A 12,913-nucleotide genomic window follows, 5' to 3' on the forward strand; every position below is an offset into this window, starting at 1 on the left:
TTACGAGAGCACCTCGGCGATGACCTGGGCCAGCGCGCGGAAGGCCACGCCCCGGTGGCTGATCGCGTCCTTCTCGTCCGGGGACATCTGCGCGGTGGTACGGCTCTCGCCGTCCGGCACGAAGATCGGGTCGTAGCCGAAGCCGCCCGTCCCCCGGCGCTCCCGGATGACGACGCCCCGCATGGTCCCCTCCACGACGCGCTCCTCGCCCGAGGGCAGGGCGAGGACGGCCGCGCAGGCGAAGTGGGCCTGACGCCGCCCGTCCGGCACGTCGGAGATCTGGGCGAGCAGCAGGTCGAGGTTGGCCTCGTCGTCGCCGTGGGAGCCGGACCACCGGGCGGAGAAGATGCCCGGCATGCCGCCCAGGGCGTCGACGCACAGCCCGGAGTCGTCGGCGACCGCGGGCAGGCCGCTCTGGGCGGCCACGGCGTGCGCCTTGAGCAGCGCGTTCTCCGCGAACGTGAGGCCGGTCTCGGCCACGTCCGGGATGTGGGGGAACGCGTCGAGCCCCAGCAGCTCGACGGGCACGCCGGCCTCTGCCAGGATGCGGCGCAGCTCGACGATCTTCCCGGCGTTCCGTGTGGCCAGGACGACCTTGTTCATCGTTCTCCCTCCGGTCAGGCGAGGATCTCGGCCTGCACGCGCGTCAGCTCCGCGCAGCCGGCCGCGGCCAGGTCGAGCAGGCCGTTCAGCGCCGCCCGGTCGAACGGCGCGCCCTCGGCGGTGCCCTGGACCTCGACGAAGTCCCCACGGCCGGTCATCACGACGTTCATGTCGGTCTCGGCCTTGACGTCCTCGCTGTAGTCGAGGTCGAGCAGGGGCTCGGCGCCGACGACGCCGACGGAGACCGCGGCGACGGAGTTGACCAGCGGGTCGCCCGGGCACATGCGGCGCTTGCGCATCCAGGCCACGGCGTCGGCGAGCGCGACGTACGCACCGGTGATCGCCGCCGTACGGGTGCCGCCGTCGGCCTGGAGCACGTCGCAGTCGAGCACGACGGAGTTCTCCCCCAGGGCCTTGTAGTCGACGCAGGCCCGCAGGGACCGGCCGATCAGCCGGGAGATCTCGTGCGTGCGGCCGCCGATCTTCCCGCGGACCGATTCGCGGTCGTTGCGCGTGTTGGTCGAGCGGGGCAGCATGGCGTACTCCGCCGTCACCCAGCCGAGCCCGCTGCCCTTGCGCCAGCGGGGCACGCCGCTCTCCACCGTGGCGGCGCACAGCACCTTGGTGCCGCCGAACTCCACGAGCACGGATCCCTCGGCGTGGGCCAGCCAGTTCCTGGTGATGGTCACGGGGCGGAGCTGGTCGGGACGACGACCATCGATGCGAGCCATAGACGTCACCCTAGGTCATACACGGCCCCGCTCCGAGCCAGCTCCATCGTCCCGCCGAAGCCGCCGAGCGACGCCTCCTCAAGCACTCGGCCCCGATCGTTCCACGGGACGAGGTGGGTGAGGACCAGGGTGCCCGCGCCGGCCCGCGCCGCGTGCTCGGCCGCCTGCCGCCCGGTGAGGTGCAGGCCGGGAGTCAGGGCGGGGCCGTCGAGGAAGGACGCCTCGCACAGCAGCAGGTCGGCCTCGTGGGCCAGCTTGACCAGCTCCGCCGACTGCCCCGTGTCGGCGGAGTAGGCCAGTGAACGCCCCTGGTGGGCCACGCGGACGCCGTACGTCTCGACGGGGTGGTTCATCGGCGCGGCCGTCACCTCGAACGGCCCGATGTGCCGGACGCCCGGCGACAGCCGGGCGAAGTCGAAGGATCTCTCCAGGACCGGCTCGTCGGGCATGCCGTACGCCGCGTTGAGCCGCCGCGCGGCCCCGGCGGGGGCGTGGACCGGCACCCGCGGCAGGGGGCCGCCGGGCGCGTACGTGCGCACGACGTGGTAGGCGCACAGGTCGAGGCAGTGGTCGGCGTGCAGGTGGGACAGGACGATCGCGTCGACGTCGTAGAGCCCGGCGTGCCGCTGGAGCACGCCGAGGGACCCGTTGCCGAAGTCGAGGAGCAGCCGGAAGCCCTCGGCCTCCAGGAGGTAGCAGGAGGACGGGCTGTCCGGGCCGGGAAAGCTGCCCGAGCATCCGATGATGGTCAACTTCATAGCGCGCTCCCAACGCCGGATTCGTCACGCCCGTGACCCGAACCCCGTTCACGCCCCTGTTCCCGTTCCCCCAGAAGGCCCTCATTCACCGGCAGCCGCATCCCGGCCCGCTCGACCGCCTGGATCTCCGGCCCGAGGAACCGCCGCCCGAGCTGCTCGAACAGGGCCGTGTCGCCGGTCGCGCGGAACCGGTGCAGCGGCGCGGCCGCGCCGTCGCAGGCCAGCCCCCGGTCGTGCAGGATCCGGTAGACGTCCTTGGCCGTCTCCTCCGCGCTCGACACGAGCGTGACGCCGTCCCCGGCGACGTACGACAGCGCGCCCGTGAGCAGGGGATAGTGGGTGCAGCCGAGGATCAGGGTGTCGCAGCCCGCGTCCTGGACCGGTTCGAGGTAGCCGCGGATGACCTCGATCAGCTCCTCGCTCATCGTCTCGCCCCGCTCGACGAACTCCACCAGCAGAGGGGCGGCCACCGCGACCAGCTCGACGTCGGGGGCGGCGGCGAACGCGTCGTGGTAGGCCATCGACTGGATCGTGGCCCGCGTCCCGAGCACGCCGACCCTGCCGTTCCTGGTCGCCCGTACGGCACGGCGCGTGGCCGGCAGGACGACCTCGACGACCGGGATGTCGTACCGCTCCCTGGCGTCCCTCAGCACGGCCGCGCTGGCGCTGTTGCAGGCGATGACGAGCATCTTGACGTCATGCTCGACCAGGTGGTCCATGACCTCCAGGGCGTACGCGCGGAGCTGGGCGATGCTCTTCGGCCCGTACGGCTGGTTGGCCGTGTCCGCCACGTAGAAGATCGATTCGTGGGGCAGCTGGTCGATGATCGACCGGGCGACGGTCAGGCCGCCCACTCCGCTGTCGAAGATTCCGATGGCCCTGCTGTTGTCCGGCACGCTTCCCAAGGTTAGGGGACCGATCACGGCCGATCACGGTAAGAATCCTCACACGCGGGTCCGCGCCGATTCACGCCGCGCCCCTGCGAGGGGCCCGCCCGAAGATCTTGCCGAATGGTGGCGCCAGGGACGCCGGTCCATCCCGTCGATGCGCAGCCGCCCTGCGCATCGGCGAGCCGTCGACCTCCTCGGCGGCGAACTCGACCACCCCCGCCTCGGCGCCGACACCATCGTGCCCGCCCTGCTCGACATGCTGCTGCTCTACATCCTGCGCGCCTGGTTCGACGAACAGACCGAACACGGCACGACCACCGGCTGGGCCGCGGCACTGGGCGACCCGGCGATCAGCGCCGCGCTGCACGCTCTGCACCGTGACCCCGCACTCCCCTGGACGGTTGAGACACTCGGCAGCCAGGCGGGACTGTCCAGGGCGGCCTTCTCCCGGCGCTTCACCACTCTGATCGGCCAGCCGCCCCTCACCTATCTGACCTGGTGGCGCATGACCGCCGCGGCCCGGCTTCTCCGCGAGACCGACGCCCCGCTCGCCGAGGTGGCCACCCGGATCGGCTACACCTCGGAGTTCGCCTTCGCCACCGCCTTCAAGCGGGAGTACGGCATCGCGCCCGGCAAATACCGACGACAGAGCGAGCCGAACGCCGGCTCAGGACGGACCGGCAGGGACACGGCCTAGCCTCGGCCGACCCGGGCGATCTGGCGCGACTGGGCGACCAGCCGGCCGGCGGAGTCCCACACCTCGACGTCCTCGTCGAACCACCCGTCGCTGATCAGCCGGCCGCTGCCCAGCAACGTCAGCCAGCCCGGCGCGGGCAGGGCGCGCAGGTGCCAGGTGAGCTCCACCGTGGGCGCCCATCCCCGGGCGCCGGCCGAGAAGACCACGGGCGGCAGCGCGTCGACGGCCAGCGCCAGCACGTACGGATCGGGGTCCTGCGGCTCGGCCATCCGGAAGTAGGCGCGGGCCTCCGGCCGCCCGGTCGGCTCACCGGAGAGCCAGCCGATCGTCGGCGGGTCGAACAGCATCTCCATCTGGGCGCTCAAGGTCATGTTCGACTCGGGCTTGGGCATGGGCAGCCGCACGCACGCGTCCCGGCCGGGCATCGTCACCGGCGGGCCGCCGGACCAGTCGGGCACGGCCGCCGCGTCGAGAGTGGCCGTGGTGACGAGCGCCTCGATGAACGGCTGCCCGTCCTGGACCAGGCTCGCGCGGGCCGTCGTCACCGTGCGGCCCGACTTGAGCCGCTCCACGATCACCCGGGCGGGCCCCGGCCGGGGCGCCCGCAGGAACTGGGCGCTCGTCGAGACGGGATGCGCGTGGGGCGAGGCGTCCACCACGGCCCGCAGGACGGTGGCCACGAGGTAGCCGCCGTTGAGCGGGCCCCCGATGGAGTACCCGTCGTCGAGGCACACGTCATAGGTGGTGTCGTCGACGCGGATGGCCTGCGTCGCCTCGTCGAACTTCGTCACGGCGCCCCTCGGGATCGGCAGTCTCCGGAATCATGTTCTGGTCATTACTGTAGCGTGGCCCGCCCGCCCCCGGCGGGCGCGCCGAGGGTGGTCAAGTGCGCACGGTCAAGCCCGTTGCAAGTGCCTCGCTACCGGCCCGGCATAGCCTCCAGGCGTCCCCGACGACCACCTTGTGAGTGAGACATGCCCGCCGACACGCACTCCGGGTACCCCTTCCCGGAAGACCAGGATCTGGACCGGACCATCTCCTACCGCACCCCCCGCGGCCTCCCGCAGGCCGGGGACCAGCACACCCGGAGACTCCCCAACTGGCCGGAGCCCGAGGAGATCGGGGTCGGCACCGTACCCGCCGCTCTGCCCGCCGCTCTGTCCGCCGCCGGGCCCGCCGCTCCCCTTGCGGCGCCCCCCGCCGGCGCCGAGTCCGCGCCGCCGCGCCGGCGGGGACGCGGCTGGATCGCCGCCCTCGTCGCCGCCGTGCTCGTCGCCGTCGTCTGCGGCGGCGGCGTGTGGGCCGCCGCCAAGCTGAGCGGCGGAGGCACCCAGCCGCAGGACGTGCTGCCGGGCGGCGCCATCGCCTATGCCCGGCTCGACCTCGACCCATCCGCCGGGCAGAAGCTCGCGCTGTTCTCGATCGCGCGCAAGTTCTCCTCCACCCGCGGGTCGTTCACGGGGGACGACCCCCGCCAGGCGCTGTTCACCGCCCTGCGGCAGGACGTCAAGGACGTGGCGCACGTCGACTACGCCAAGGACGTCGAGCCGTGGCTCGGCGACCGGATCGGCGTGGCCGTGCTCCCGCCGGCGGCGAAGGGTGAGGAGCCCGGCGTCGCGGTGGCCGTACAGGTCAAGGACGAGGCCGCCGCCCGCACCGGTCTGCGCAAGCTGGGTCTCGAAGACGGCGCGGCCGGGCTCGCCTTCCGCGACGGCTACGCGCTGCTCGCCCAGACGCAGAAGCAGGCCGACGCGTACGCTCAGCGGGCACCGCTGGCCCGCGACCCCCAGTTCGCCGACGATCTCGCGGCCCTGGGCGAGCCCGGAGTGCTGTCGGCGTGGGCCGACCTGGGCAAGATCGTGGACGCCTCCGGAGCCGCCGAGGAAGCGGCGGTCACCGCTCTCGCGCCGCTGCGCGGCACCCGGTTCGCCGGCGCCCTGCGGTTCGACGGCTCCTACGCCGAGCTGACCGGCATCACCCGGGGCGGCGCCGGCGCGGGCGGCGCGAAGGCCGAGCCCGTCGCCGTCGGCAGCCTGCCGGACTCCACCGTCGCCGCGGCGTCGGTCTCCGGCCTGGGAGAAGCGCTCGGCGAGCAGTGGCCGCGCATCCAGGAGGCCGCCAAGGCCAGCCCCGGCGCCGAGGGCTTCACCACGTTCCTCGACCAGGCCAGGGACACCTACGGCCTGGCGCTTCCGGACGACCTGGTGACGCTGCTCGGCAAGAGCATCACCGTCGCGCTCGACGAGCGGGGCCTGGACGGCGACCAGCCCGGCGTGGGCGCGGTGCTGACCGGGGACCCGGCGAAGGCGCAGCAGGTGCTCGGCACGCTGGAGAAGATGCTCGCCGACTCGGGGGCGCCCGTGCAGCTCGCCACGGCCTCAGGCGACGGCCGGCTGGTGGTGGCGAGCACCCAGGAGTACGCGGGCAGGCTGGCCCAGAGCGGCACCCTGGGCGAGGACGAGACGTTCCGGCTCGCCGTGCCCGAGGCACAGGACGCCACCTACGCCTTCTACGCCAACCTCGACAAGATCGAGAAGTTGTACCTCGGCAGCCTGCAGGGGGAGGAGCGGGCGGACGCCGCGGCGCTCCGGGCCGTCGGCCTGAGCGGCAAGGCCACCGGCGGCGAGGCGACGTTCACCCTCCGCGTCGTCTTCAACTGACCGGAGCCTATTGGTGATCTTGCGAAACCCCGCAGGCGGCCCGGCCCCGGCGAACGTCACCGCCGACCGTGCACTCGCGCGCCGAACCACGGCCACGACGGGCGCGGACCCAGGCCAGACGCCCTGAAGCGGGGTTTCCGCAAGATCACCCGTAATGCTAAGGCACCACGCCGGTCCCCGCGCGGGATCGGCGACAACGGCCCCGGCCTCCCGGGAAGGAGCTCCCGGTCAGGCCCAGAGCTGGCCCTCCAGGCGGCTCTCCGCCTCGTCCAGCGTGCCCTCGTAGGCGCCGGTGGACAGGTACTTCCAGCCGCCGTCGGCGACGACGAAGACGATGTCGGCCCGCTCCCCCGCCTCCACGGCCTTGCGGGCCATGCCGAGGGCGGCGTGCAGGGCGCAGCCGGTCGACACGCCGGCGAAGATGCCCTCGGCGGCCAGGAGCTCGCGGGTGCGCCGCAGGGCGTCCGCCGAGGTCACCGAGTAGCGCGTGGTCAGGACCGACTCGTCGTACAGCTCGGGGACGAACCCCTCGTCCACGTTGCGCAGGCCGTAGACGAGCTCGCCGTACCGCGGCTCGGCGGCGACGATCTTGATGTCCGGCACGTGCTCGCGCAGGAAGCGCCCGACGCCCATGAGCGTCCCGGTGGTGCCGAGCCCGGCGACGAAGTGCGTCACGGACGGCAGGTCCTCAAGGATCTCCGGCCCGGTGGACTCGTAGTGGGAGCGCCAGTTGGCCGGGTTGCCGTACTGGTAGAGCATCACCCAGTCGGGATGCTCGGCCGCCAGGCCCTTGGCCACCCGGACCGCCTCGTTCGACCCGCCCGCGGCGGGCGAGGAGATGATCTGCGCGCCCCACATGCGCAGGAGCTGCCGGCGCTCCTCGGAGGTGTTCTCGGGCATGACGCAGATCAGCTTGTAGCCCTTGAGCCGGGCCGACATGGCCAGCGAGATGCCGGTGTTGCCCGAGGTGGGCTCCAGGATCGTGCAGCCGGGGGTGAGCAGCCCGTCCTTCTCGGCCTGCTCGACCATCCACAGGGCCGGTCGGTCCTTGATCGACCCGGTCGGGTTGCGGTCCTCCAGCTTGGCCCAGACGCGCACGTCGCCGGAGGGCGACAGGCGCGGCAGGCCCACCAGGGGCGTACGCCCGACCGAGTCGATCAGCGAGTCGAAACGCATCTAGCGCGCTCCACCCGCGACCGCGGGCAGCACGGTCACCGTGTCGCCGTCCGACACCGGCGTGCCGAGGCCGCCGAGGAAGCGGACGTCCTCGTCGTTCAGGTAGACGTTGACGAAGCGGCGCAGCCCCGAGTCGTCCACCAGGCGGGCCTTGAGGCCGGGGTGGCGCGACTCCAGGTCTCCGATCAGCTCTTCGAGGGTGGCTCCCTTGGCGTCGACCGCCTTGGCGCCATCGGTGTAGGTGCGGAGGATGGTCGGAATGCGGACCTCGATGGCCATCGCGGTTCAATCTCCTTGATCAGTGGTCGTCATGATGGTGGACATCCACCTGAGTGGAACATGGTCAGGTGGGCGAGGATTCCGTAGGCGGAATTCAGCGACAGTCGTAGACCACGACGGACGGCGTGTGCGCGAAGAGGAACTTCTGCACAGGAGATCCCGGGCGGACCCGGCGCGGCAGGACGGCCGGCGACGACTCGGGGCGAGCGTCATCGATGGGCACGCCGCCAGTTTAACCTCAGGACTCGACGATCTTGACTTCCTCCTCGGTCACGACGCCGTCCAGGATCCGGAAGGAGCGGAACTGCGGCTCGCCGGCAGCGGTGGACAGGGCGGTCGACACCAGGACGTAGTGCGCGTCCGGCTCGGAGGCGTAGCTGACGTCCGTCCGGGAGGGATACGCCTCGGTGGCCGTGTGCGAGTGGTAGATCACCACGGGCACCTCGTCGCGGTCGTCCATCTCCCGCCAGACCCGGAACTGCTCCATCGAGTCGAAACGGTAGAAAGTGGGCGAGCGCTCGGCGTTCTCCATCGGGACGAAGCGCTCGGGCCGGTCCGACCCGGCCGGCCCGGCCACCACGCCGCACGCCTCGTCCGGGTGGTCGGCCCGCGCGTGGGCCACGATCTTGTCGACCAGCTCGCGTGAGATCGTCAGCATGCGGGAAAACTACCAAAGCGCCCGGACGAGGGTGTCCTGCAGGTAGGTCAGCCAGTCGTAGGTCACGAACGCCGGATAGCGCGGGTCGTCCTCCGACATCACCGCGATCTCCTCGTGGATCTCCTCGGTGACCTCCAGCCGGACGCCGAGGGCCAGCCGGACGTCGTTGATGGCCCGCAGCCACGCCTGCCCCTGCTCGGCCGTGAGCTCCAGCCTCCCGGGCGCGGCCGTCTCCAGCAGCGTCGTCGCGTCGGCCCGCTTGGCGTCGCGCAGCGTGGCCTCGGTGTAGCGCCGGAACTCCTCCGACGCCGCCTCGTCCTCGCCGTACGCCGAGGGGAACAGGCGCGCCAGCACCGGATCGGTGGGCGCGATGGGCGACCCGATGCCGAGGGCCCGCTCCAGCGGGTCGTCCCCGGTGGAGCCGGGCTCCACCAGGCCCAGGATCTGCCCGGCCAGCGACCGCAGGATGGACACCTCGCCCGCGTCGAGGTGGACCGAGACGCCTCCGCGCGTCGCCTTGAAACCAGTGCTCATGCCTCTCCTCGCAGGACGGCGACGCTAGGAGTCCTGCTGGACGGTGGCCCACAGGCCGTACGAGTGGAGGATCTGGACGTCGCGCTCCATCTCCTCGCGGGTGCCGCTGGACACCACGGCCTTCCCCTTGTGGTGGACGTCCATCATCAGTTTCTCGGCCTTCTGCCGCGGGTAGCCGAACACGGTCTGGAAGACGTACGTGACGTACGACATCAGGTTCACCGGGTCGTTCCACACGATCGTGAGCCACGGCAGATCGGGACGCACGTCCGACCTCGGACGCGCGACCTCCGCTGGAGCTGTGCTACCCACGTAACCATCCTGCACCACGACGGTCGTAGTCTTCGACTCGTGCGGACGACGACAGGCCCCGCGCCGGGCCACTCCCCGGGCCTCCGGCCGGGCCTTCACGCGAGCGCGGCCCTGCTGACCGACCAGTACGAGCTGACGATGCTCCAGGCCGCGCTGTCCAGCGGCGCGGCGCACAGGCGCGCGGTCTTCGAGGTCTTCGCCCGGCGGCTGCCCGGCGGCCGGCGGTACGGCGTGGTCGCCGGCGTCGACCGGATCCTCGACGCGCTGGAGGGCTTCCAGTTCGGCGAGGAGGACCTCGCCTTCCTGCGGGAGGCCGGGATCGTCGACGAGGGAACGCTGGAGTTCCTCGCCGGTTACCGGTTCTCCGGGAACGTCTACGGCTACCGCGAAGGGGAGGCGTTCTTCCCCGGCTCGCCGATCATGGTGGTCGAGGGGACGTTCGCCGAGGCCGTGGTGCTGGAGACCGTGATCCTTTCGATACTCAACCACGACTGCGCGATCGCCGCCGCCGCCTCGCGGATGGTCCGCGCGGCGGGCGGCCGGCCGTTGATCGAGATGGGCTCGCGCCGCACCCACGAGCTCGCCGCCGTCGCCGCCGCCCGCGCCGCCTACCTGTGCGGCTTCTCCTCGACGTCCAACCTCATGGCCGGACGGCGGTACGGCGTCCCGACCGCGGGCACGGCCGCCCACGCGTTCGTCCTGCTCCACGACTCGGAGGAGGACGCCTTCCGGGCCCAGCTGGAGTCCCTGGGGCTCGGCACGACGCTGCTCGTGGACACCTACGACGTGGACAAGGCCGTCCGTACGGCCGTCGAGCTGGCCGGGCCGGGCCTGGGAGCGGTGCGCATCGACTCGGGCGACCTCGGCGTGGCGGCGATGGAGGTGCGGCGGACACTCGACGCGTTCGGCGCGGACCGGACGGGCATCGTCGTGACGGGCGACCTCGACGAGTTCGCCATCGCCGCGCTGGCCGCGGCCCCCGTGGACGCCTACGGCGTCGGGACCGCCCTGGTCACCGGCTCCGGCCACCCGACCGCGAGCCTGGTCTACAAGCTGGTCGCCCGGGAGGACGCGGCGGGCGCGCTCGAACCCGTGGCCAAACGGTCGGTGGGCAAACCGAGCAAGGGAGGTCGCAAGTGGGCCTACCGCAGGACCACCCGCGGCACGGCCACCGGCGAGATCGTCACCGGCGCCCCGGAGGACTCCGCCGGCCGCCCGCTGCTGGCCGAGCTCGTACGAGACGGCCTGATCGTGGGCCGGGAGCCGCTCGAGGCCGCAAGGGAGCGGCACCGGGCCACTTTGGCGGAGTTGCCCCAGGAGGCCCACAGCCTCTCCCCCGCGGACCCCGCAGTCCCTACTATCTTCAATTGATCGCGGGGGACCGGCGCGTGAGGACGACGCCGGTCTCCCGTGATCTCCCCCGAGGTGATCCGATGAAGACGGCGCTCGTCGTCGTGGACGTGCAGAACGACTTCTGCGAGGGCGGCAGCCTCGCCGTCGGCGGCGGCGCCGACGTGGCCGCCGCGATCAGCCGCCATGTCCGCGACCACCCCTACGACCACGTGGTCGCCACCCGCGACTATCACGTGGACCCGGGAGGCCACTTCGCCGCCCGGCCCGACTATGTGGACACCTGGCCGCCGCACTGCGTGACGGGCACCCCCGGCGCCGCGTTCCACCCCGCCTTCGACCTGGCGAAGGTCGAGGAGGTCTTCAGCAAGGGCGCGCACGCGGCGGCCTACAGCGGCTTCGAGGGCTCGTCGGCGGACGGCGCCGGCCTGGCCGGCTGGCTGAAGGACAGGGACGTGGAGGCCGTCGACGTGGTCGGCATCGCCACCGACCACTGCGTGCGGGCCACGGCGCTCGACGCGGCCGGGCACGGCTTCGCCGTACGGGTCCTGCTGGACCTCACGGCGGGCGTGGCGAGGGAGACGACCGACGCCGCCCTCGTCCAGCTCGCCGGGGCCGGGGTGGAGCTCGTGGGGTCACCCGTCGTCCGTTCCTGAGCGGCCCACTCCTGAGCGACCCGTTCCCGAGCGCGCGGTCTCCGGGACGCCGCGCGGGAGATGGCCGTCAATGGCTTCACCACCAAGGGTCATGGGTGTATTACGGAGAGCGACAACTCCTCATGGATTGGCGTCTCCGACATGTTCGCGTTCCTGCTCGGCCTCACCTGGCTCGTCCTGACCCCGGTCTGCGTCTGGCTGCTGTTCGGCCGCGGCAACGCGGGAACGCGCCGCGCCACGGGGGCGCTGACCCTGGCGGCGCTGCAGATCTGCACGATCGTCGTCGGCCTCACCGGCGAGGCCGCCGCTCCTGAGGGGACACGGGAGACCGCCGCCGCCGAGGCCGCGCGGGAGACCATGGCGGGCCACGGCGCCCCCGCCGCGCCCGCCGCGCTCCCTCCGGGCGCCGTCGCGGGCCAGTCCGCACTCCCTCCGGGCGCCGTCGCGGGCCAGGCCGCCCCCGGCGCGCCCGGCTGCGCGTCCCGCATCCCCATGCCCGAGTCCGTACGGCTGTCGCGCCACGGCGGCCTCGTGGACGGGGTCACGGTCTCCTGGCCCGCCGCCTCCGGGGAGTGCGGCACGGCGACCATCGCGCTGCACCACAGCGGGCGGCGGCTGCGGATCTGGCTGCAGGAGGGAGCGCCGCACAGGCACCACGAGGGCACACAGGACGTGCCGGTCAGTGTGGCGCGCGGACGCGCCTCGCTCGACCTGCGGCTCACACCTCCGCTGCGGCACCACCGGCGCTACGTCGCGGTGAACGGCCACACGGGTCATCACATCCCGGTGAAATGGTGAGATTCCGACAATTTGCCAAATCAATATAGATATCGGTGATCACAGCCAAATCACACGCCGTTTCGGCGAGGGCTGTGGAGGATTTTCGTCCACGTGGAAAACATTTCCACCACGTCTCCGACGTGCGCGAATATCGGTTCACGAGTTTTCAGGGACATGGGTGCGGCGCTCAGGAGAATTGCCGGCGTGAGGAGCCCTTCCTCACCAGCGAAGCCCCCGGCTACGCTGACCGAACCCCCGAAGGAGAACCGATGGCAGCGCTCGCCGAGCGGGTATCGCGTTTGGAGAGGGAAATGATCGAGCTCAGGGTGATGGGCAGGCAGCAGGCAACGGATCGCGCCTATGAGGCGATGAACATGCTGTTCCCCAAGCTCGAATACGCCCTCGACCGCCTCGACCGGGTGGCGCAGGCGACGGAGAAGACACAGGCCGACGTCGCCGCCCTCGGGACCCGGCTCACCAAGGTCGAGGAGACGGCCGAGGAGACACGCGCCGGGGTGGCGGTCCTCAAGAACCAGATCACCGTCATCAACACCCGCCTCGCCAAGGTGGAGGAGAGCGCCGAGGAGACACATCTGCGCCTCACCAGGGTCGAGCAGGTCACCGAGGAAACACGACAGCGCCTCACCAACGTCGAGCAAACCGTCCAGGACACACGAACGGACATCGCCGCCCTCGGAACCCGCCTCACCAACGTCGAGCAAGTCACCGAAGAAACACGACAGCGCCTCACCAACGTCGAGCAAACCGTCCAGGACACACGAACGGACATCGCCGCCCTCGGAACCCGCCTCACCAACGTCGAGCAGAC

At 71.9% G+C, this 12,913-nt stretch carries 17 protein-coding genes; 6 read left to right on the top strand and 11 right to left on the bottom strand.

The window, feature by feature from the left end; genetic code table 11:
* The 4 genes from rdgB to murI are packed head-to-tail and all read right to left on the bottom strand — an operon-like array spanning position 1 to position 2,988.
* Positions 1–603, bottom strand: coding sequence for an RdgB/HAM1 family non-canonical purine NTP pyrophosphatase (rdgB, locus tag AB0B72_RS31225; RefSeq protein WP_367742836.1), 603 nt, complete (start codon positions 601–603; stop codon positions 1–3).
* A gap of 14 nt (positions 604–617) precedes the next feature.
* A complete protein-coding gene (gene rph / locus AB0B72_RS31230) occupies positions 618–1,334 on the bottom strand; it encodes a ribonuclease PH (protein WP_367742837.1) in 717 nt (238 codons plus the stop codon).
* 5 nt (positions 1,335–1,339) lie between these two features.
* Positions 1,340–2,092 (bottom strand): MBL fold metallo-hydrolase, encoded by a 753-nt coding sequence (locus tag AB0B72_RS31235; protein WP_367742838.1) that lies wholly within the window; start codon positions 2,090–2,092, stop codon positions 1,340–1,342.
* Positions 2,089–2,988: a glutamate racemase gene (gene murI, locus AB0B72_RS31240; protein WP_367742839.1), complete on the bottom strand. Its 900-nt coding sequence runs from the start codon at positions 2,986–2,988 to the stop codon at positions 2,089–2,091. Before murI ends, AB0B72_RS31235 begins: the two co-directional genes overlap by 4 nt.
* A 148-nt stretch (positions 2,989–3,136) precedes the next feature.
* Between murI and AB0B72_RS31245 the strand changes: the two genes are divergently transcribed.
* Positions 3,137–3,679 carry a helix-turn-helix transcriptional regulator gene (locus AB0B72_RS31245; protein ID WP_367742841.1) on the top strand — a complete coding sequence of 181 codons (543 nt, stop codon included), beginning with the start codon at positions 3,137–3,139 and terminating at the stop codon, positions 3,677–3,679.
* Here AB0B72_RS31245 and AB0B72_RS31250 read toward each other — a convergent pair.
* Positions 3,676–4,470: a thioesterase family protein gene (locus AB0B72_RS31250; protein ID WP_367742842.1), complete on the bottom strand. Its 795-nt coding sequence runs from the start codon at positions 4,468–4,470 to the stop codon at positions 3,676–3,678. The two genes, AB0B72_RS31245 and AB0B72_RS31250, sit on opposite strands and share 4 nt — an antisense overlap.
* 183 nt (positions 4,471–4,653) lie before the next feature.
* Between AB0B72_RS31250 and AB0B72_RS31255 the strand changes: the two genes are divergently transcribed.
* A complete protein-coding gene (locus AB0B72_RS31255) occupies positions 4,654–6,339 on the top strand; it encodes a DUF3352 domain-containing protein (RefSeq protein ID WP_367742843.1) in 1,686 nt (561 codons plus the stop codon).
* A 228-nt stretch (positions 6,340–6,567) separates the two neighbouring features.
* Here the strand turns inward: AB0B72_RS31255 and AB0B72_RS31260 are convergent, their stop codons facing one another.
* From AB0B72_RS31260 to clpS, 6 genes are all read right to left on the bottom strand, one after another.
* Positions 6,568–7,515, bottom strand: a complete 948-nt coding sequence (locus AB0B72_RS31260) for a PLP-dependent cysteine synthase family protein (protein WP_367742844.1) — start codon at positions 7,513–7,515, stop codon at positions 6,568–6,570.
* A complete protein-coding gene (locus tag AB0B72_RS31265) occupies positions 7,516–7,794 on the bottom strand; it encodes a MoaD/ThiS family protein (RefSeq protein WP_367742845.1) in 279 nt (92 codons plus the stop codon).
* A 94-nt stretch (positions 7,795–7,888) separates the two neighbouring features.
* Entirely contained in the window at positions 7,889–8,017 is a 129-nt protein-coding gene (locus AB0B72_RS31270) for a hypothetical protein (RefSeq protein ID WP_367742846.1), read from the bottom strand.
* A gap of 15 nt (positions 8,018–8,032) precedes the next feature.
* Positions 8,033–8,452 carry a Mov34/MPN/PAD-1 family protein gene (locus tag AB0B72_RS31275; protein ID WP_367742847.1) on the bottom strand — a complete coding sequence of 140 codons (420 nt, stop codon included), beginning with the start codon at positions 8,450–8,452 and terminating at the stop codon, positions 8,033–8,035.
* Between the two features lie 9 nt (positions 8,453–8,461).
* A complete protein-coding gene (locus AB0B72_RS31280) occupies positions 8,462–8,986 on the bottom strand; it encodes a DUF2017 domain-containing protein (RefSeq protein WP_367742848.1) in 525 nt (174 codons plus the stop codon).
* 24 nt (positions 8,987–9,010) lie between these two features.
* Complete coding sequence (clpS, locus tag AB0B72_RS31285) at positions 9,011–9,298, bottom strand: ATP-dependent Clp protease adapter ClpS (RefSeq protein WP_367742849.1); 288 nt, start codon at positions 9,296–9,298, stop codon at positions 9,011–9,013.
* A gap of 39 nt (positions 9,299–9,337) precedes the next feature.
* On the opposite strand from clpS, the gene AB0B72_RS31290 reads away from it, so the two are divergent.
* The 4 genes from AB0B72_RS31290 to AB0B72_RS31305 all read left to right on the top strand — a co-directional run.
* A complete protein-coding gene (locus tag AB0B72_RS31290; RefSeq protein ID WP_367742850.1) occupies positions 9,338–10,669 on the top strand; it encodes a nicotinate phosphoribosyltransferase in 1,332 nt (443 codons plus the stop codon).
* A 62-nt stretch (positions 10,670–10,731) separates the two neighbouring features.
* The gene (locus AB0B72_RS31295) at positions 10,732–11,304 is read left to right on the top strand and encodes an isochorismatase family protein (protein WP_367742851.1); all 573 of its coding nucleotides are present in this window, start codon (positions 10,732–10,734) and stop codon (positions 11,302–11,304) included.
* 141 nt (positions 11,305–11,445) lie between these two features.
* Positions 11,446–12,102 (top strand): hypothetical protein, encoded by a 657-nt coding sequence (locus AB0B72_RS31300; RefSeq protein WP_367742852.1) that lies wholly within the window; start codon positions 11,446–11,448, stop codon positions 12,100–12,102.
* Between the two features lie 251 nt (positions 12,103–12,353).
* A partial coding sequence (locus AB0B72_RS31305) for a hypothetical protein (RefSeq protein ID WP_367742853.1) occupies positions 12,354–12,913 on the top strand: 560 nt, incomplete at its 3' end.

It is taken from the genome of Microbispora sp. NPDC049125 (assembly GCF_040802045.1).
Lineage (GTDB): Bacteria > Actinomycetota > Actinomycetes > Streptosporangiales > Streptosporangiaceae > Microbispora.